This is a genomic window from Acinetobacter sp. GW821-FHT01E09, assembly GCF_059422385.1.
Genome location: NZ_JBWKWU010000001.1, coordinates 4,507,503 through 4,527,057 on the forward strand (window position 1 = coordinate 4,507,503; position 19,555 = coordinate 4,527,057).

A 19,555-nucleotide genomic window follows, 5' to 3' on the forward strand; every position below is an offset into this window, starting at 1 on the left:
CTCAATCAGTGTGTTGATCACAAAACTGTAAAAGCACAAAAAAACCAATCCGAAGATTGGTTTTTAAAATAATCACCATATGATGCAATTATCGTTCTCTTAACGCCTCTTTGGCTTTATTAAACGGTTTCAATAAGTATTCAATAATTGTTTTTTGACCGGTACGAATATCTACTGTTGCCACCATACCTGGTGTTATTGAGAAAGATTTCCCTGCCTTATTGGTCAATTTATCTTTATCGGTCCGAATATAAACTCGATAGTAGAACTGATCTTGTTTAACTTCATCGCGGATGGTATCAGGAGAAATCACCGTTACTTTCCCTTCTAAGCCACCATAAATTGAATAATCATATGCTGTGATTTTTACCAATGCAGGTTGACCCGGATGAATAAACGCAATATCTCGCGGCGAAATACGCGCTTCAATCAATAACTGCTCATCAATCGGTACAATGGTCATCAATTTACCATTTTGTGGAATAACCCCACCAATGGTTGTCACCGCAATTTCTTTTACCACACCACGTACAGGCGCTTTAAAAGTAGAGCGTTTCACCGAATCATTACGACCAGCAACAACTTGCTGTAATGATTGGATATCGGCATTGGCTTTTGCCAATTCTTCCCGTGACTTTACATAGTAGTCATTTCGCTTGTCGTTAATTTGATTTTCAAAATTATTGATATCTCGTTTTAAACGCAACACTTCAACCTCAGAAGCAGCACCTTTCGCCACCAAAGGTTGTGTCATTTGTAATTCATTTTGAACCAAAGACAATGCATGTTTTAAACCAGTAATTGATTCATCCAAATTTGCGCGACGCGAAGTATATAGTGCACTTTCCTCTCTCACCAAAGCAGGCACAGCCAAAACCTCTTTTGGAAACTTGATTGCGGTACCATTCACCTCAGCCTCTAAACGTGCTGCCGTAGCCAGTGTCGCAAGTAATTTCATTTGGCTTTCACCGACTTGGGACTCGAATCGAGTAGGGTCTATTTGCGCAAGGGTCTGCCCTTTTTGGATAATATCGCCCTCTTTAACATCCAAGCTGGTCAACACACCACCATCTAAAGATTGAATCGTCTGTTCTTTGGATGACGGAACAACTTTACCTGTTCCTGTAGAAACTTCTTCCAATTTGAATAAGCAGGCCCAAATCAAGAAAGCCAGCAAACCGATGGCAACAATCCAAATAATAAATGTGGATTTAGGTAATGGTGGTTCAGAGAACTTTAACGCAGAAGGATTGGTTGGCCGCTGTAAAACATTGGATGCATGATCAACTTGAGCAGGTTCAACCTCTTGAACTGTGATATTTGGGTCATTTTTTTCTTGACTCATGTTGAAGTCCCTCCTGCATTTGCCTGCTGTGCAGGATTTAGAATGGCATCACGCGGCCCATCTTTGATAATCTTCCCTTCATGCACAACGATAATCCGATCAACAAGTTGCAAAACAGCAGGACGATGCGTGGCCACCACTAAAGTCCGATGACCTAACCATTCTTTTAAATGCTGTATCAATACTTTTTCAGAAACATCATCAATCGAAGCAGTCGGTTCATCCAACAACACAATATTTGGATTTCTGAGCAATAATCGTGTGAGTAGCAGTGCTTGTTTCTGCCCTCCAGAGAATCCCACACCCCCTTCAAGAATAAGATGATCCAGACCTTCCTTTTTTTGTTCCACGATTTCTAAAGCATTGGTGATTTGTAATGCACGGATAATTTCATCATTGCTTGCCAATGGTGCACCCAAAGTTAAATTTTCACGGATGGTCCCAAAAAACAGATGCGCATTTTGATTTAGCAATGCCATATCACGACGAATATCATCGGGATCAAGCAAAGATTGATCGACACCATCCAAACTGATCTTGCCTTGTACTGGCAATTGCATTCCTGAAAGTAATTGTAATAAGCTAGATTTCCCTGCCCCATTACGCCCAAGAATTGCAACTTTTTCACCTGCATGGATTTTTAACTGCGGAATGACTAAAGTTGGCCGTGGATCATCTTCAGTATATTTAAATACCACACCTTTAAAATCATAATCACCGGAGAGGACTTTACGCTGAATCAATTGTGCCCGATCAGGACGATCTACCGGCTTTTGCATCAGCTCATCTAAACCATTTTTAGCCACTTTGGCTTGCTGCCAACGACCGAGTACGCCTGTGACTTGTGAAATCGGTGCAAGCATACGCGAAGATAAAATCGAACACGCAACTAAAGCACCCGTAGTCATATCGCCTTTCATCACCGCAAAACAACCCACTAAAACCACAATTGCATAAGTCAGTCCTTGAATTTTTTGTGTCCAAGCATTTAACCAACCCACAATTTTACGTTGCCGCATACTGACATCTGCAGACACTTCATTCATGTGATTCCATTGATTTTGAAATCTGGCTTCAGCACGTAATAACTTGATATCCTCAATACCTTGAACTGCTTCGACCAAAATCGCGTTGCGAATCGCAGACTCACGCATCCCTTCAGTGGCCAACTGAGCCAACTTTTTCTGCACCAAAAAGCCAGGAATAATCATCAATGGTACAACCAGTAACATCACCCAAAAGATGTTGCCCCCGATAATCCAGAAGATCACTAAAAATAGGAAGAAAAACGGTAAGTCAGCAATTGCACTGATCGTTGTTGAGGTCACCAATTCACGAACGCCTTCAAGTTCTCGAATCTGTGAGATAAACGAACCTGTTGAACGTGCGCGATCTTTATTACGGATACGCAATGCATGACCAAAGACGCGGTCTGAAATCTTGAGATCTGCACGCTTACCAATAATGTCTGACAAATAAACCCGTGCAATGCGCAACACAAACTCAAATACAGCTGCAATCAACACCCCACCCGCAAGCACCCACAAGGTTGGAATAGACTGAGAAGGCACAACTCGGTCATAGACTTGCATAGAGAAAATAATGGTCGCCAATGCCAGAATATTGGCAATCATTGAAGCAACCATGATGTCGGTATAACGTTTCCAATCTTTTAAAACGATGTCCCAGAACCAGCTTTTTTCATAAGGTTTGATATATTCATCAACACGCGCATCGGGAATCGATGTTTCTGGTCGGAAAATATAAACGCGACTGGCATTGGCTTGAAGTTCATGCAAATTAAAAGTTTGTGAAAGACCTTGATCACCACTTAACTGTAAGCTTGCATTGCCCTCATTGTCGACTTTCTCGATAACTGCAACTTGACCATTGTTAAATTCAACAACAACGGGCAATCGCCATGGATTCAGTACATCCGTGCTAAAGTCTGCTTTGCGAACATTCAAACCCACTTGACGGGTAATAATGGACAACATGTCGTCAATATTTGTGTATTTATTCCAATCCAATTGCAGACGAATTTGTTCTTCAGCAGGTTGCATCCGATAATGCTGCGCAACCGTAATGATCGCTTGTAACCAGGGTTGATAATTTAATGTTTTTGTATTCATGGTTGAACTTCAAACCCCTGAATTTGAATGTTATTTAAATGATAAGCATTTCTACTTTTACCGGTTACCTTGATATACACCGCGATCGTGTCATAGATATCAAAGCGTGCCGCTTCCCTTTCTATTCTTGAACTTTGATAGGATTGTTCTGAACTTAATAAATCTAAGATCGAACGCTTGCCTAATTTATATTGTTCTTCATACAACTCACGGGTTTTTGCTGTTGAGCGTTCCCGATCCAATAGAACCCAAATTTGCTTATCCGTGTTTTCAATACTTTCTCGTGCAATTTGTGTTTGATCCATAATATCTAGGTAGGTTGCATTCAACTTTGCACGTGCAGCCTGTTCAGCAAAATTTGCAGCCTTGACTTGAGATCCCAGTGCACCACCTTGATAAAAATTACTCGACATCTGCACGCCAACAGAACCATCGGTATCATTTTCTAAACCGGTATTTGGATTTTGACCATTCAAGGCCTTGCTGACTGATCCCACCAATGAAATCGTTGGATAAGCACTCAATTGGGTTTGTTTTTTCTGACTCTGTGCAACATCAATCTCTGCTTTTGCTGCAATCATCGTAGGAATGGTATTCATTTCAGGATCATCATAAAGACCGGACTGTTTTACAAACTCATCAGGAATATTAAAATCCATTTGACTCACATCAAAACCCAATAATGTGCGTAATTTTTGTTCTTGTTGTTTTAAAAAATTTTGCTGAGTAATTAAGTAGGAACGTGCGTATTCAACATAACTTTGTGCTTGCACAGGATCGGCATTGCTGCTAATTCCTGCGTCTGCTCTTAAGCGTGCAATCTCATGTAAACGATTAACCCCATTAAATTGATCTTGCGCTATTTTGATAATATTGCGATAGCGCAGTAAGGATAAAATATCTCGTGCAGTTTGTGTCGATATATCATCAATACTGATTAATACATTGGCTTGCTCAACTGCCAATTTATTTTGTTGCGTGGTGACACTGGATTTTACTTTACCAAAGTCATAAAGCAGTTGGTTGGCTTCAACTGAATACGTTTGGCGACCTTTATCGTTGGAGGTAAAATCACCTGTATTCATACCCGCTTTTAACTGTGGGTAATATTGCGCTTTTGCCACATCAATATTGGCATTTTGTCCTGCCAGTGTTGAAATTGTTTGAGCAATATTGGGGTTTCTTTTTACTGCAATCTGAATCGCATCTTCAAGACTTAAGATTTTTGCTTGGTTTGAATACGCATGGGTTGTTTGTGTTTGCGCTTGTTCTAAATATAAATTATTAAGTGATGCCTTTTGTCCAGTATATGGCTTTACAACAGGGAGTTGATTCTGATTGCCTATATGTGCATCGGGTTGATATTTAAAATCAGTCAAATCCTTGAGTTGGACGGTTCTAAATGACTGATCATCCTTGGGTTTTATCAACCCTGTCACACCTTCTTTGATATTTTTTAAGTAGCTTGTTTCTTGTGTATAACCATTGTTCTGCAATAGAACCAATAAACTCACAGCACTCAAACTTTTTAACAATATAGTGGGCTTTTTTGCTATTAACATTCGCGAATGGCACCTAGAAAAGCTTTTAATTATCGGTATTGAATTATTTTGAATTATTTCCCTACCTCATTTCTATTCTACACATTATAAAACCTAATCAAATGCTTATTTTTACTTTTTAAAGTTAAATTTCTTTAATAAAATATTTTAAATTCAAACACTAACAGTCAAAAAATGTGACTATTATCACATGAATTATAAAATTCTACATAGATCATCTCAAAAGCTGTAAATCCACAATGTGCAAATTATCATGGATGAGCAAACACCTTATTAAAATTGAGGCTTGGTGTAATCGAAACGTATTCAATTGTGTACTTCAAACTAAATTTACATCTTCCAATATAATTTCTTATACACTTTAAGGTTAAAATGATGTTTCACTACCAGCCAACCTTAAACAATATAAAGATGAACATGAACATGAATAAACTGACTTGTTTCAAAGCCTATGATATTCGAGGCAAACTTGGCACAGAGCTAAATGAAGAAATCGCTTATAAAGTAGGCCGTGCTTATGGTCAAATCTATCAACCCAAAACTGTTGTCATTGGTTGTGATATCCGTTTAACCAGCGAAGCGTTAAAACAAGCAACGATTCGTGGTTTAAATGATGCTGGGGTAGATGTTCTTGATCTTGGCATGACTGGGACAGAAGAAGTTTACTTTGGTGCTTTTCATCTCGACGTTCAGGGTGGTATTGAAATCACAGCAAGCCATAATCCGATGGATTACAATGGTATGAAATTGGTTCGTGAAAATGCTCGACCAATCAGTGCAGATACAGGACTAAAAGATATCCAATCGTTGGCTGAATCGGAACAGTTCATTGAAGTTGAGAAAAAAGGTTCAACCCAAAAATATAATATCCTCCCTGAATTTATTGAACACCTACTCACCTATATTGATCCGAGCAAAATCCGCCCACTTAAACTGGTGATGAATGCGGGCAATGGTGCAGCGGGTCATGTTGTTGACGCAATCGAAGAAAAATTCAAAGCGCTCAATATCCCAGTAGAGTTTATTAAAATCCATAATCATCCAGATGGTACTTTCCCAAATGGTATTCCTAATCCAATCTTGGTGGAAAATCGAGATAGCACCCGCAATGCAGTTTTAATACACCATGCGGATATGGGAATTGCGTGGGATGGTGACTTTGACCGTTGTTTCTTATTCGACGAAAAAGGCCAATTTATTGAAGGCTATTATATAGTCGGATTATTAGCTCAAGCCTTCTTGTTAAAACAAGCGGGTGAAAAAATCGTACATGATCCTCGCCTAGTCTGGAATACACTGGATATCATTGAGCAATATCAAGGGATTGCCGTTCAATCTAAATCTGGACATGCTTTTATTAAAGATGTGATGCGTGAACACAATGCGGCTTATGGCGGGGAAATGAGTGCACATCACTATTTCCGTGATTTTGCTTACTGTGACAGCGGGATGATCCCTTGGTTATTGGCGATTTTAGTGGTATCAGAAACTCAACAATCGTTATCCAACCTGGTCGAAGGGATGATTGAGCGTTTCCCGTGTAGCGGTGAAATCAACTTTAAAGTCGAAGATACGCAAAAAACCATTCAAAAAATCTTCGATCATTTTGCCGATTTAAACCCTGCAATTGATCAAACAGACGGTATTAGTCTTGATTTTGGTGCATGGCGTTTAAATGTGCGTGCATCAAATACCGAGCCATTATTACGCTTAAATATTGAAAGCCGTACAGATAAAAATCCTAAACCAATGCAAGATTATGTAGATGAGTTAACTCAGTTGATTCAGGGTTAGTTTTAAATGGCGATAAAAAATAGGCGCTTAATGCGCCTATTTTTTACTGTTAAATTTATGCTTGATAGCCTGTTGGATTTTGTTTTTGCCAATTCCAACTGTCTGCCAACATATCTTCCAAAGTATATTTTGGCGTCCAACCTAATTCTATATTAGCTCGCAATGCATTAGCATAAAAACTCGGCAAATCACCAGCTCGTCGGCTTACAAATTCTGAATTTATACTGATATTATTTATTTTTTCAAAAGTACTCTTAATTTGTAGTACTGAAATAGGCTGACCAGTCCCAATATTCCAAGCACGACACCCTTGGCTTTTTATTCTATTTTCAACAGCTAAAACATGTGCTTTTGCTAAATCGACAACATGAATAAAATCTCTTTCACATGTTCCATCTTGAGTTGGGTAATCATTTCCAAAAATAGAAAGCTTTTCTCTACGACCTACAGCGACTTGAGTCAAATAAGGCATAAGATTATTTGGAATACCTAATGGATCTTCGCCAATACGACCGCTCTTATGCGCACCAACAGGATTAAAATAACGCAATAGTGCAATCGACCAGTGCTTATCCGCAATTGATAGTTTTTCCAATAATTGCTCAACGATTAGCTTGGTATGACCATAATTATTATTCGGTAGACCTAGTTGCATATCCTCCTGATAAGGGGAAGAATTGCTTTCTCCGTAAACTGTTGCAGATGAACTAAAAACTAAATTAAAAACACCCGCTCTTTGCATCGCTTGTGCCAACTGAACTGATCCTGCAATATTATGATCAAAGTAAGTCAGTGGAATTTGTTGGCTTTCCCCCACTGCTTTTAAACCTGCAAAATGAATCACAGCATCGATTTTATTGTTTGAAAAAACTTGATCTAAATCACTTTGATAACGAATGTCACCTTGAACAAATTTTAGTGTTTTTCCAGTCAATTCTTGGACACGTTTTAATGATTCTTCTGAGCTATTTGATAGATTATCTAGAACAATAACCTTATGCCCAGCCTCAAGTAACTCCACACAGGTATGCGATCCAATATAACCTGCACCACCTGTTACTAAAATATTTGCCATAAATCTTTCCAGTATTTCTACTCTTTGCTCAGCAAGATCTTAATTAAACCTTGTGTTGAAGCATCCAATTGAGACACGTCTTTTTCTTTACCATTGAGAATAGGGAGTAATTGGTTGGCAATTTCTTTGCCTTTTTCAACGCCCCATTGATCAAATGGATTAATATTCCAAATGACCGATTGCACAAACACTTTATGTTCATACAATGCAATCAGCATTCCTAAACTATAAGGGCTCAGTTCTTGCAACAATAGCGTTGAACTTGGTTGATTGCCTTCATACTGTTTATATACAGGTAAGCCTGATAATTCATTGGCATTTAATGCTGTGTTACCAAAAGCCAATAATCGCGACTGCGCCAAGCAATTTGATAAAGCCAAATGATGCTGCTCAATTAAGGATTCTGCACTTTCTGCATAGGTAAATTGATTCGAATTATAACGCTGTACTGGCGCAATAAAATCACAACTGACTGCATGGGTTCCTTGATGCAAGAGCTGATAAAAAGCATGTTGCGCATTTGGCCCCACTTCGCCCCAGACGATTGGACAGGTGTTTAAATCAACTTTTTGATTATTTCTTTGAATCGACTTTCCATTCGATTCCATCTCAAGTTGCTGTAAATAAGAAGCAAAATATTTTAGACGACCATCATAAGGCAATACTGCATGGGTCTGAATATTTAAAAAATTATTATTCCAGACTCCAAGTAACCCCATCAATACGGGAATATTTTGCTCAAATGAGGCTTTTTGGAAATGCTGATCAATCGCATAAGCGCCTGCGAGCAATTGTTTAAACCCATCAACACCAATCTGCAATGCAATCGGTAAACCAATACATGACCACAACGAGTAACGACCACCGACCCAATCCCAAAGTAAGAACTGATTTTCTGGTGCGATTCCCCATTCTGTCATTTTCTCAGGCTTGGTTGAAACCCCAATAAAATGATGTTGGATCACACTGTTTTGCGTACCCAAATCTTTTTCTAACCACTGACGAACTGTTTGAGCATTAGATAAAGTATCAATGGTTCCAAAAGACTTGGACGAAATAATAAATAAGGTGGTTTCAGGGCGTAATTGATGTAGTAAATCAGAAAGCTGACTACCATCCATAGTTGAAACGAAATGTACTTTTAATGGTTTCGCAGTACTGACTTTATAGTCTGATAAAGCATGACTCACCATCAATGGTCCTAAATCAGAACCACCCACCCCAATATTCACCACATCTTGAATCACTTCACCTGTCGAACCACGACATTGCCCCGCATGGACTTTGTCAACAAGCTGATACATTCGATCTAATTGTTGATGTACCAATTCAGCCAGTTCAGGGTAATCTTGATCATGCTTCGGTAAACGCAATGCCCAATGCATTGCTGCTCTGTCTTCCGTATAATTGATCGATTCTTCGGTAAATAAACGTTTGATCCATTGCGTTAATTGTTTTGAATCTGCAAATTTAAACAGAGCATCGCATGCATTTTGGTCAATACGATGTTTACTATAATCAAAACTCAGTTGATTAAAATGTACTGAGAACTTGTCAAAACGCTGTGGATCTTGTTCAAATAAATCGGTTAAACACAATTGCTGTTGTTCCACAGAAAGATTTTGCAATCTTACTAAATGCTGCTCTCTTTGATCATTGTCTAATATAGAATTTGTCATACTCGCCCTACACCCTGATAAGCAAAACCTTGTGCTTTGACGAAATCTGGATCTAACATATTACGACCATCAAGAATCAAAGGATGGGCCATTTTCTGTAAAAGTTGTGAATAATCAGGACTCCAATATTGCTTCCAAGCCGTCAATAAACACAATGCATGTGCATTTTCTACTGCTTGGTATTGATCATGACATAAAATCAAATCAGCACGTTCGCCATAGAAATTTGCTACCCGCGCTAAAGCCTGAGGATCATGCAACTGTACAATTGCGCCTTGTGCCCAAAGTGCTGCAAGCATGGCATGAATCGGTGAATTCTCAATACTCGAGGTATTTTCTTTAAAAGAAGCACCCCAAATCGCCACAACTTTACCTGTTAACTGCCCTTGATAGTAATTCCACAGTTTTCTAAATAAAATTTCTTTTTGTTGTTCATTGATATTCCAAACCTGATCCAGCAATTGGCTTTTGATCCCTGAACCCGCCACTGTACCGGTTAAGGTTAAAATATCATGGGAGAAATTTTCTCCACCAAAACCAACACCTGCAGATAAATATGATGCACCAATTCGACTATCAGATACTAATCCTTGTTTAACATTATGGATATCAATATTTAATTTTTCAGCGACTTGCGCCATATCATTCATATAACTGATGCGTGTAGCCAACATGCCTGAAATACTCAGCTTGGTAAATTCAGCATCTAAAAATGGCATAAACAAATATTGATGTTTTAATTGAAAAAAAGGTCTTAATAATTCTTTGATGATCTGTTGTGTCGCAGATTGATCTACGCCCACAATTACTTGCTTTAAGTCAATAAAACTTTGGATCGCATTACCTTCTTGAATGGTGTCTGGCAAGTACGCCCAATGATCAGCCACTAAAATTTGTTTTAGTTCTTCAGTGCCTTGTAAACCGAACGTAGAACCATTGATCATCAGTCTTGGATGAATGATTGGAAAACGTTTTAATTCTTCAGCCAAGTGCTTGGCATGATCAAACTCAGAAGGATTAAAACTAAATAAAAAAACTTCACTTTGTAATTGAAGTTGTTTTAACCCGACCAATTGAATTGAATTGTTCTTAATCTGTTTTTGAATGAGTTGATTTAAATCTTCATCTTGGTAGTGTACTGAAGATTGATGATCAGCGCCTACTCGGGGACACCAATACACGTGGTGCCCATATTCAGCAAACAAGCCAGCGAGGACTCCAGCTTGGAGTGTTGTGCCAAATACACAAATATTCATATCAGATCCAATTATTATAAATTCAATTCTTTAATAAACTGTTTAAATTCTTCACCCAACTTAGGATGCTCCACAGCATAGTGTAATACTGCTTTTAAATAACCAATTTTACTACCACAGTCGAAAGTCTGACCTTTCATACGATACGCTTCGACATTTTCTAATTTTTGTAATGCAGCAATCGCATCCGTTAATTGGATTTCATTACCCGCACCTTTAGGTGTCTGTTCTAATAATTGCATAATCTTAGCAGGCAGTACATAACGACCCACCACAGATAAATTTGAAGGTGCTGTACCGACAGCAGGCTTTTCGATAATCCCTTTCATCACAATACTTTCACCCTCAACAGGTGAAGACGCAACATCTACAATACCATATTGATCCACAAGATGATCTGGTACAGCCTCTACCATAATTTGTGATGCTTTAGATGTATTAAAACGATGAATCATTCGCGCTAAATCATTTTCTGTACTATTTTCTTTCACCAAAACATCTGGCAATAACACAGCAAAGTCATCATCCCCAATCACTGATTTCGCACATAAAACAGCATGCCCTAAACCCAATGGTTGAGGTTGACGTACACTCACCACACTGACATGTTTTGGTAAAATTTCAGTAATTTCTTTGAGTAGATCAATTTTTTTCTTATTTTCTAAGGTTGTTTCCAGTTCAAAATTACGATCAAAATAATTTTCTATGGATGCTTTTGAAGAATGTGTCACTAAAATGATTTGTTCAATTCCAGCAGCTACAGCTTCTTTGACAACATACTCAATTGCAGGACGGTCAACAACTGTGACCATTTCTTTAGGAATTGATTTACTTGCAGGTAGAAAGCGAGTACCTAACCCAGCAACAGGAAGAATGGCTTTTTTGATCATGATTTACTTTAACACTATTAATGATTGGTCGATTTGGTATCAGTTGTATCTGAACCTGAAAAACGGCTTGCTCCAACAGCTTGATCTGGTGAATCTATACCTTCTTTTTTAAACATAACTTCAACTGTTTTAAACATAATTTTAAAGTCGAGAAGCGTTGATTGTCTTTCAACGTACTGTACATCTAAATCAAATTTTTCCTCCCAAGAAAGATTATTACGTCCGCTCACTTGAGCAAGACCAGTCATCCCTGGTTTGACATTATGGCGACGCAATTGATGGGGCGTATAGTGTTCCACAAATTCAGAAAGTTGCGGGCGTGGCCCAACAATACTCATATCGCCTTTAAGGACATTAATTAACTGTGGCATTTCATCTAAACTTGTTGAGCGAAGTTTTTTACCGAATGAAGTTATTCGTTGATCATCTGGTAAGAGTTGACCATTTTTATCAAATGCATTTTTCATAGAACGAAACTTCATCATTCTAAAATGTTTACAATCTTTACCAGGTCGCTCTTGATAGAAAAAAATAGGAGAGCCTAAGTTCTTACGTACTTTATATGCCACAATTAGAAAAATTGGCGACAGTAATAAAAGTGCTATTGACGCAATAATGATATCAACAAGTCTTTTCATTTATCTCTTCTAAACCCATAATTTACAATATTTTTTATTGAAAATTCAAGATCAAACTAATAATCTGCACAGTTTAATTTACCATAAAATGAGCATTAATTTATTGCAATATAAATAAAATAACACATTTTCCCCTGCAACCTACAATGTTATACATTTAGAAATAAAGCCCAAGTAAGCTAAAATCATTAATTATAAATATGGATACAGAATTGCTTTATTAATAAGTTAAATTACAACTATAAAACATCTAACTATTTAATATTCCATGAATTAATTTCTTCACCAAAGAAAATATCCTCTATCCAACCATCAATTGAGCATTTCTCATACAATTCATTATTAAGTGGTGCATACTCATTGAAGAAAAAATCTGCCTCTAATTTAATATCATTACGATCAAATACAAAAATATTTTGTGGATTATAAAAAGGATAATTTTTAATTTCTCTATTTGTTGTAATTAATTTTTTCCTAGCGCCAATTGTTTCAAAAGTACGCATTGTTAGACCAGATTGACCAGGGTGGCTAATGTCAAGAACTACATTACTTTTATCATAGTATCGAATAATTTCTTCTGATGTTAGACTTTTAAATCTTAATTTTTTAAAATCAAACAATTTAAAACTTTCATCAAAATATTTTTTATAATAATAGACTAACCTTCCTTGCATATAGTAATAATTAAAAGTAGTAAGTTTTTTTTCTTTGCACCATTCAGCAATTTGATTACTAATAATATAGCGATCAGAATGTGCAGTGCCTAAAAACAATAAATCAATTGTTTTAATTGCCTCACTTTCATAAATTCCACGATAGCGATCTGTAAAGTATAAAGGCCTAAATCCTATTTGATATTTTTCGGCATCTTTTCTATCAAAAGTGAATTTTTTATGAAAATATTCTAGAATTGATAAACCGTGACTATGATTTCCAAAACTATCCCAAGTATAAAATATGCGCTGACACTTAGGTTGCAATTTTATGAATTTCTCTAAAAAAAATTTAGGAACAACCTCTCCACGATTAACAAATAAAAAGTCAAATTTGTCCTTACCAATTAATTTCAAAATATTCTGATAGTATTTATTAATTCTTCTTTGTAAAAAATTTCTATTGATTCGAATCATTCCCTTGGTGAAATTATTATTTGCTGGTCTTTCATCAAAATAGGTAACTAGAGCACCGTGTCTCTCCAATTGTTTAACAATATCTTTTTCCATATTAAACGATTGCACACAAAAAAATAAGATTTTTTTCCCTTTTAGATGCTCTAAGTTCTTCATTTATTTATATAACCCTTTCGCTTTCATTTCATCAATAGATTTCTGGTATTTATCTTCTTGGATTTCTTGAGTATTTACCCAATCAGCGAATTTTTTCAATCCGTCTTCAAACGAAACTTTAGCTTGAAAACCAAGAAGCTTATTAATTTTAGTCAAATCCGCATAATTATGACGAATATCACCTAAACGGTAGTTACCTGAAACTTTGATAGAAACATCAATACCATAATTTTTAACTAATTCATTAGCAACTGTAAGTACATTTGTTGCTACGCCAGTGCCGACATTAAAAACTTGGTTATTCGCTTCTTCTTTTTCAAGACCTAGAATAGTAGCATCAATTACATCGTCAATATAAACAAAATCACGGCTCTCTTTCCCATCTTCAAAAATGTTAATACTATTACCATTTTTAATCTGAGTAGAAAAAATGGACAAAATTCCTGTATAAGGATTTTTAAGTGATTGACCTGGTCCATAAACATTCTGATATCTAAATGCGACGCCAGCAATACCTTTAGTTGGACAAACAGTAAGAACCATTTGCTCTTGATTTTGTTTAGTAATCCCATAAACAGAAGACGGGTGAATCTTCGAATCTTCATCAGTTGCAACTAAAGTAAGTTCTGAAGATCCCGCGTATTTAACCTCAAAATCACCTTGAGCCATAAAGTCAGCAGTTCTTTGAGTAGGGTATACAGAGCCTAACTCCTTACTAATATATTTACCTTCACCATAAATAGATCGAGAAGATGCAACTACTACTTTTTTAACACCATAATCACCATTTACAAGTAAATTTAACATCAAAGCAGTACCATTGATATTAACATCTACATATTTCTCTACCTCGTACATCGACTGCCCAGTACCAGTTTCAGCAGCATAATGGATAATTGCATCTTGTCCTTTTAGTGCTTTTTCCCAGTCTTCTTTATTTGTAACGGTACCATGAATAAAATCAACTTTATCTTTAATACTTAAATAAAGGGGTGATGTTTGAGTTGGATTATCTCCATGAATTTGGGGAGATAGATTATCTAATACGGTTACATTATAACCTTTTGAAACCAGTCTCAGAGCTAAATTTGAGCCAATAAAACCAGCTCCACCTGTAATTAGTACATTTTTAATCAACATATTTTTCCCATTTCTGAGTATCAAAATTAAATTGTTTGATAATTTTGGCAGGATTTCCGACAATAACACAATAGTCAGGGAATACCCCCCTTACAACTGAATTAGTCCCGACCACACACTGTTTGCCCAAAATTGTACCTGCTTGTATAGCAGCCCCTATCCCAATGAAGCAATTCTCACCTATAGTCGTTTCTCTAATTATATTTTTTTGTTCAAGTATCGGAACATTTAATTCTGTATAATCATGGTCTATATTTGTTATGAATACATTAGCCAATATTGTTGAATTCTTTCCTATAGTTAAATTTGATGCACTTGTTATATGTACATTTTGGGCTATACCTACATTATCACCGATTACCAATTTTGAATTTATACCATGAACTTCCATTCTAATATTTGGAAAAATTCGAACTCTTTTCCCAATAAATATCTTTTTATAACCTAGTATTGCTAAAGGCTTCCCGATATACGATGGAAAACCAATTCGGCCTAAAAATGGGGCATATAGAATCGCTCTTAACGTCCAAAAAAATTTATTCAAAATCATAAATATCTTCTTTTTAAATATTTAATATATGAGAAAAAAATAAAAAAAAGATATTGCACAAAGTTAATCCTATTTAACTCATACATTTCTTTTATATTTTTTTTAACACCATTTTCCATTTCAACTAGATTAGAAGATAGGCCAGTATTTCCATAATCATTATCTGTTCGAACTAAAACTTCATTCAAGATTATCATTTTATTACTTTTAGAAATTTTCATCCATAGATTTGCATCTTCAGAATACCTTTGATCTTCATCAAAAACTCCGCTATTCTCGATAACTTTGCGGTTAAAAATAGCTGTAGATGTTTGCCCAACAACTTTGATTAATAATTTATTTAATGAAATTACTGCATACTCATTTTCTAGTTTATAAGGAAAACTTATTTTTTCATTATTTCTCAACCCACAAACAAAATCAAAACCTTTCTCTAAAAATAATACTTGCTTTTCAATCTTATTTTTAACCCAATAGTCATCAGCATCCAAAAAAGCAATATATTTACCTTTAGCAGAAATAAGTCCTCTATTACGTGTTTTTGATACACCGCTATTATCTTGATTAATAAGAATGAAATTCTTTAGATTATTATTGAAAATATAATCTTCGACATATTTTTTACTATCATCTTTTGATCCATCATTTATTATTAAAACCTCGTACGAACACCTGAATGTTTGGTTTCTTACTGATTCTAAAGCACGAATAATAGTACCAGCAGAATTATACATTGGTATAATAACTGATATTAATAAAGAATTTTCTTCCATTTTTTTAACACAGCCTCATCATTCCACTTCAAACTGGTATTATAAGCACCATCTGCAAGTTTATGTAGTTTTTCAGAATTAGTAAGTAAATTCAGTGTAGCATTTCTTAGGGCCTCAAAATCATCCATGGGGATCAGATACCCATTAACCTCATTTTCTACTATATCTCTGGGGCCTGAAGGACAATCATAAGAAATACAAGGTAAACCAAATGATATCGCTTCTAATAAGACCATACCAAAACCTTCAGAATGTGAAGTTAACATAAAAATAGATGAATTTTTATAATAAATATCAACATTTTGAACAGGAGGTAGTATTTTCACATACTCTTGCAACCCAAAAGTAATGATTTTGTTGTTTAATTGATCCTTTAAGTTACCACTTCCAACTATATGCAATTCCCATTCTCTAATATTATCTTCGTTTACAATTTTATTCCATAAATCTATCATGATCCATTGGCGCTTTGCCTCCGTCATACGTCCAATAGATAAAACTACTTTTTGAGATAAATCACTACACTCATAGTTTAAAGTTGATTTAAAATGCGGAATATATTCTACTGGAAAATTTAAATCTTTATATGCCTTCGTATCAGTCAATGTAGGAACAACATAGCAACGTGCTTTGGGATATAACCAATCTTTAATTTTTTTATAAACAAAGTTATAAGCATTTATTCCACCATGTTCAGTAACAATAACTTTTTTATTAATCCCATGCGCCAAATGAAATTCTAAAACATTTAAAGGATGCGCCAAATAATAAAGATCATAGTGATGCAAAGCTAAATATTTCTTTAATTTAATCGAACTTTGGACTAGGCTCATGCCTGCCTGAAAAATTCTTTTAGATTTACTATTCATATCAAAATCAAGATCAGAATTTAAAGAAATGAGCTTAATATTACTTGACAATGAATAATGACTATATGCATGATCTTTAACTAAAATAGTCACTTCCATAAACTCACTAAAGTGGTTAGCTAAAGTACTAATTACTCGCTCAATGCCTCCTGCAGGAGTCATGCTATTAAAATAAAATAAGACTTTCATAATATTACTCAAAGAAGAATTTGTAAGGATATATCAAACCGGCATGACGCTGCGATAACACTTCAAAATAATTATATAATGAAAAGACATACAATATAGTCAGAACAAAATAAGCCAAGAACTTTAAAAAATTATTATTCTTAAATATTTTATATATATAATAGACAACCAACACGGATTCAGTCCATAAAAAATATGCTTTCAACCTAAACGATAATTGAGGAACCTCATTAAACAAAGTACCTACTACAATCCCTAATATATAAATATTTAATAACACTTGGATTATTTTATCATCTTTTTTGGAAATAAAGAAAACAAAAATAAAGCCTAATAGTAACTGTCTCAATGATAAGGCCGCAAAAACATCTTCTTGAGTATAGACATCCAATTTATTTGAAGCAAAACCAGGTAAGGAAATATAGTTTAAGGCTAAACTAACCAACTGAATATCGACCTTAAATACAGAAGTTAAAGTAGCAAAAATTAAAACAACATATAGCAAAATTTTATTATATGAATAGTGAATGAAAAAATACAGCGGCAATAATACTAATGCTGACAAATGAATAAAAGAGGCAAAAATTATAAATACTGCATAATGAAATAATTTTCGCTCAATTAAATATGGAATTGAAATCATAAATAAAGCCATTGCCAATGCTTGTCTTATAGCAATAAAATCATATAAAAAAAACATTGAGCAATAGTAAATTAAAACAGAAAATGCAAAATTTTTAGAATATTTGAAAAAAAAAGTTATTTTTAATGTGATAGAAAAGAGAGCCATCAAAAAAATAACCCACTGAAATTCCATCCCCAAATAGATTATAATTTTATTGAAATAAAGAAACAAAGGTTCCACATTAACTTCTGATTTTACTTTAGCACTATAGAAAATATCTTTATAACTAGCATAATCAGGATCAACATCTCCTCTTAACCCTACAAAAAAGACTAAAATAAACACCAAAACAATATAAGCTATTACTTTTAAATCCACTGTTCTGAATTTTTCTAAAATTATAGAAAAAAACAACATTATTCCTACTATTATAAAATATGACACTACATAATTCCTAAATGCAAATTAAAAAATATTTCACATAGAGAGAAAATCATTTAGACTTAAACCAATCATAAAAACTTAACCAATAATTAAATTTTTCTTTTTTCAAAAGAATCTTAAATACAAGTAATCTCTGCAAAATAGTTAAATAAAATATTATATCTGAAACTTTTAATTCTATTTTAGATTTATTTTTAGAATAATATTTCTTTTTACTATCATATGTCCAGTCCAATTTAGTTTTTTTTACTGACTCTGAAGCACCTTCAAGATGAATTATTTTGCTTTGTGGCACAATAAATGTTTCATATTTTTTTTCTCTCATCCTAAATAATAGGTCCGTCTCTTCATAATACATAAAAAAGTTCTCATCAAAACCACCTAATTCGTCAAAAATCTTTTTTGAAATCATTAAATCCGCCCCAGAAATATTACCATTTATTTTAATTGGTAACTCATCATAACAATAATAAACACTTTTCCTATAAATTAGTTTTGAAATAAAATTAAGAAAGAAATAATCAATATCAGATAAAATTGAAGGCATAAATCGAGTAAAAGATGTAGCAGGTTGCAAATTTATATCACATAAATTTCCACCACATGCACCTACCTGTTTATTTTCATCCATGAATTTGTATAAATTATAAATAGAATTATCTAAAACAATAGTATCAGAATTTAATAAAAATATGTTTTCCCCTTTAGCTATTTTGTTTCCAATATTATTAGCTATACCAAATCCACTATTTTTGTCGTTTAAAATCAATGTTACATCTGGGTAAATTGAATTCAAATTTTCAATATCGCGTTTTGGGGAGTTGTTATCCACGACTATAATTTCATAATTTATTTTTTTTGTATGTTTAATGACAGATTCTATACATTGTATAACCAAATCAGAAGTATTGTAATTTACAATAATAATTGATACATCTATAACAACAGCCATTTTCTAGACTCCAATTATTCACAGCTATTTAAAAGTATAAAATCTCAAATCAATAACCCAAGATTAAGGTTCTTTTGATTTCTTCACCCATGCCTCTTGCCATGAGCAAACAACTACAATTTCTCATAGAATCTCTTATTCTAATATATTTTAAGAATTCACTCTACTATTGATAAGTATCTTTGCAATATTTTACTCACTTATACAGCATAAGCTCTTGAATTATCAGTATTATAATAAGCAACACAATCACACTTATTTATAATATCTAAAATAGGAAATGACTAATTCCAATTAGTAAATATACTTTGAACAACAAACCTCTTACATCATTCAAGACAGGCCATTTTAATCTA

16 protein-coding genes are annotated in these 19,555 nt (G+C 34.6%); 1 reads left to right on the forward strand and 15 read right to left on the reverse strand.

Annotation, left to right across the window (positions count from 1 at the left end; all coding sequences use genetic code 11):
* Positions 1 to 88: 88 nt before the first annotated feature.
* Genes AC07U8_RS20630 through AC07U8_RS20640 form a run of 3 tightly spaced genes read right to left on the reverse strand, consistent with a single transcriptional unit; the run spans position 89 to position 5,039 of the window.
* Positions 89 to 1,345: an HlyD family type I secretion periplasmic adaptor subunit gene (locus tag AC07U8_RS20630; RefSeq protein WP_151803296.1), complete on the reverse strand. Its 1,257-nt coding sequence runs from the start codon at positions 1,343 to 1,345 to the stop codon at positions 89 to 91.
* Entirely contained in the window at positions 1,342 to 3,477 is a 2,136-nt protein-coding gene (locus tag AC07U8_RS20635) for a type I secretion system permease/ATPase (protein WP_096735388.1), read from the reverse strand. The genes AC07U8_RS20630 and AC07U8_RS20635 overlap by 4 nt, the downstream gene beginning before the upstream one ends.
* Entirely contained in the window at positions 3,474 to 5,039 is a 1,566-nt protein-coding gene (locus AC07U8_RS20640) for a TolC family protein (protein ID WP_494738521.1), read from the reverse strand. The genes AC07U8_RS20635 and AC07U8_RS20640 overlap by 4 nt, the downstream gene beginning before the upstream one ends.
* A 423-nt stretch (positions 5,040 to 5,462) precedes the next feature.
* On the opposite strand from AC07U8_RS20640, the gene AC07U8_RS20645 reads away from it, so the two are divergent.
* Positions 5,463 to 6,833 (forward strand): phosphohexomutase domain-containing protein, encoded by a 1,371-nt coding sequence (locus AC07U8_RS20645; protein WP_494738522.1) that lies wholly within the window; start codon positions 5,463 to 5,465, stop codon positions 6,831 to 6,833.
* 55 nt (positions 6,834 to 6,888) lie between these two features.
* Here AC07U8_RS20645 and galE read toward each other — a convergent pair whose 3' ends face one another.
* The 12 genes from galE to AC07U8_RS20705 form a co-directional block, all read right to left on the reverse strand.
* A complete protein-coding gene (gene galE / locus AC07U8_RS20650) occupies positions 6,889 to 7,908 on the reverse strand; it encodes a UDP-glucose 4-epimerase GalE (RefSeq protein WP_434278683.1) in 1,020 nt (339 codons plus the stop codon).
* Between the two features lie 17 nt (positions 7,909 to 7,925).
* The gene (gene pgi / locus AC07U8_RS20655) at positions 7,926 to 9,587 is read right to left on the reverse strand and encodes a glucose-6-phosphate isomerase (RefSeq protein WP_494738523.1); all 1,662 of its coding nucleotides are present in this window, start codon (positions 9,585 to 9,587) and stop codon (positions 7,926 to 7,928) included.
* A complete protein-coding gene (locus AC07U8_RS20660) occupies positions 9,584 to 10,843 on the reverse strand; it encodes a nucleotide sugar dehydrogenase (protein ID WP_494738524.1) in 1,260 nt (419 codons plus the stop codon). Before AC07U8_RS20660 ends, pgi begins: the two co-directional genes overlap by 4 nt.
* A 14-nt stretch (positions 10,844 to 10,857) precedes the next feature.
* Complete coding sequence (galU, locus tag AC07U8_RS20665) at positions 10,858 to 11,733, reverse strand: UTP--glucose-1-phosphate uridylyltransferase GalU (protein WP_315078271.1); 876 nt, start codon at positions 11,731 to 11,733, stop codon at positions 10,858 to 10,860.
* Between the two features lie 17 nt (positions 11,734 to 11,750).
* A complete protein-coding gene (locus tag AC07U8_RS20670; protein WP_494738525.1) occupies positions 11,751 to 12,371 on the reverse strand; it encodes a sugar transferase in 621 nt (206 codons plus the stop codon).
* A gap of 254 nt (positions 12,372 to 12,625) precedes the next feature.
* Positions 12,626 to 13,657 carry a WaaS/CpsH family glycosyltransferase gene (locus tag AC07U8_RS20675; RefSeq protein WP_494738526.1) on the reverse strand — a complete coding sequence of 344 codons (1,032 nt, stop codon included), beginning with the start codon at positions 13,655 to 13,657 and terminating at the stop codon, positions 12,626 to 12,628.
* Positions 13,658 to 14,797 carry an NAD-dependent epimerase/dehydratase family protein gene (locus AC07U8_RS20680; protein WP_494738527.1) on the reverse strand — a complete coding sequence of 380 codons (1,140 nt, stop codon included), beginning with the start codon at positions 14,795 to 14,797 and terminating at the stop codon, positions 13,658 to 13,660.
* A complete protein-coding gene (locus AC07U8_RS20685; RefSeq protein WP_494738528.1) occupies positions 14,787 to 15,347 on the reverse strand; it encodes an acyltransferase in 561 nt (186 codons plus the stop codon). Before AC07U8_RS20685 ends, AC07U8_RS20680 begins: the two co-directional genes overlap by 11 nt.
* The gene (locus AC07U8_RS20690; protein ID WP_494738529.1) at positions 15,344 to 16,120 is read right to left on the reverse strand and encodes a glycosyltransferase family 2 protein; all 777 of its coding nucleotides are present in this window, start codon (positions 16,118 to 16,120) and stop codon (positions 15,344 to 15,346) included. Before AC07U8_RS20690 ends, AC07U8_RS20685 begins: the two co-directional genes overlap by 4 nt.
* Positions 16,099 to 17,178 carry a glycosyltransferase family 4 protein gene (locus AC07U8_RS20695; protein ID WP_494738530.1) on the reverse strand — a complete coding sequence of 360 codons (1,080 nt, stop codon included), beginning with the start codon at positions 17,176 to 17,178 and terminating at the stop codon, positions 16,099 to 16,101. The genes AC07U8_RS20690 and AC07U8_RS20695 overlap by 22 nt, the downstream gene beginning before the upstream one ends.
* 4 nt (positions 17,179 to 17,182) lie before the next feature.
* The gene (locus AC07U8_RS20700) at positions 17,183 to 18,247 is read right to left on the reverse strand and encodes an EpsG family protein (RefSeq protein ID WP_494738531.1); all 1,065 of its coding nucleotides are present in this window, start codon (positions 18,245 to 18,247) and stop codon (positions 17,183 to 17,185) included.
* A gap of 49 nt (positions 18,248 to 18,296) precedes the next feature.
* On the reverse strand, positions 18,297 to 19,199 hold the full coding sequence (locus AC07U8_RS20705) for a glycosyltransferase family 2 protein (protein WP_494738532.1): 903 nt from the start codon (positions 19,197 to 19,199) through the stop codon (positions 18,297 to 18,299).
* Positions 19,200 to 19,555 lie beyond the last annotated feature (356 nt).

Excerpts from the sequence above, each read along its gene's own strand:
- AC07U8_RS20635 (WP_096735388.1), bottom strand. The coding sequence starts at position 3,477 with ATGAATACAAAAACATTAAATTATCAACCCTGGTTACAAGCGATCATT.
- AC07U8_RS20660 (WP_494738524.1), bottom strand. The coding sequence starts at position 10,843 with ATGAATATTTGTGTATTTGGCACAACACTCCAAGCTGGAGTCCTCGCT.
- pgi (WP_494738523.1), bottom strand. The coding sequence starts at position 9,587 with ATGACAAATTCTATATTAGACAATGATCAAAGAGAGCAGCATTTAGTA.
- galE (WP_434278683.1), bottom strand. The coding sequence starts at position 7,908 with ATGGCAAATATTTTAGTAACAGGTGGTGCAGGTTATATTGGATCGCAT.
- AC07U8_RS20680 (WP_494738527.1), bottom strand. The coding sequence starts at position 14,797 with ATGTTGATTAAAAATGTACTAATTACAGGTGGAGCTGGTTTTATTGGC.
- AC07U8_RS20685 (WP_494738528.1), bottom strand. The coding sequence starts at position 15,347 with ATGATTTTGAATAAATTTTTTTGGACGTTAAGAGCGATTCTATATGCC.
- AC07U8_RS20690 (WP_494738529.1), bottom strand. The coding sequence starts at position 16,120 with ATGGAAGAAAATTCTTTATTAATATCAGTTATTATACCAATGTATAAT.
- AC07U8_RS20675 (WP_494738526.1), bottom strand. The coding sequence starts at position 13,657 with ATGAAGAACTTAGAGCATCTAAAAGGGAAAAAAATCTTATTTTTTTGT.
- galU (WP_315078271.1), bottom strand. The coding sequence starts at position 11,733 with ATGATCAAAAAAGCCATTCTTCCTGTTGCTGGGTTAGGTACTCGCTTT.
- AC07U8_RS20705 (WP_494738532.1), bottom strand. The coding sequence starts at position 19,199 with ATGGCTGTTGTTATAGATGTATCAATTATTATTGTAAATTACAATACT.
- AC07U8_RS20695 (WP_494738530.1), bottom strand. The coding sequence starts at position 17,178 with ATGAAAGTCTTATTTTATTTTAATAGCATGACTCCTGCAGGAGGCATT.
- AC07U8_RS20630 (WP_151803296.1), bottom strand. The coding sequence starts at position 1,345 with ATGAGTCAAGAAAAAAATGACCCAAATATCACAGTTCAAGAGGTTGAA.
- AC07U8_RS20670 (WP_494738525.1), bottom strand. The coding sequence starts at position 12,371 with ATGAAAAGACTTGTTGATATCATTATTGCGTCAATAGCACTTTTATTA.
- AC07U8_RS20645 (WP_494738522.1), top strand. The coding sequence starts at position 5,463 with ATGAATAAACTGACTTGTTTCAAAGCCTATGATATTCGAGGCAAACTT.
- AC07U8_RS20640 (WP_494738521.1), bottom strand. The coding sequence starts at position 5,039 with ATGTTAATAGCAAAAAAGCCCACTATATTGTTAAAAAGTTTGAGTGCT.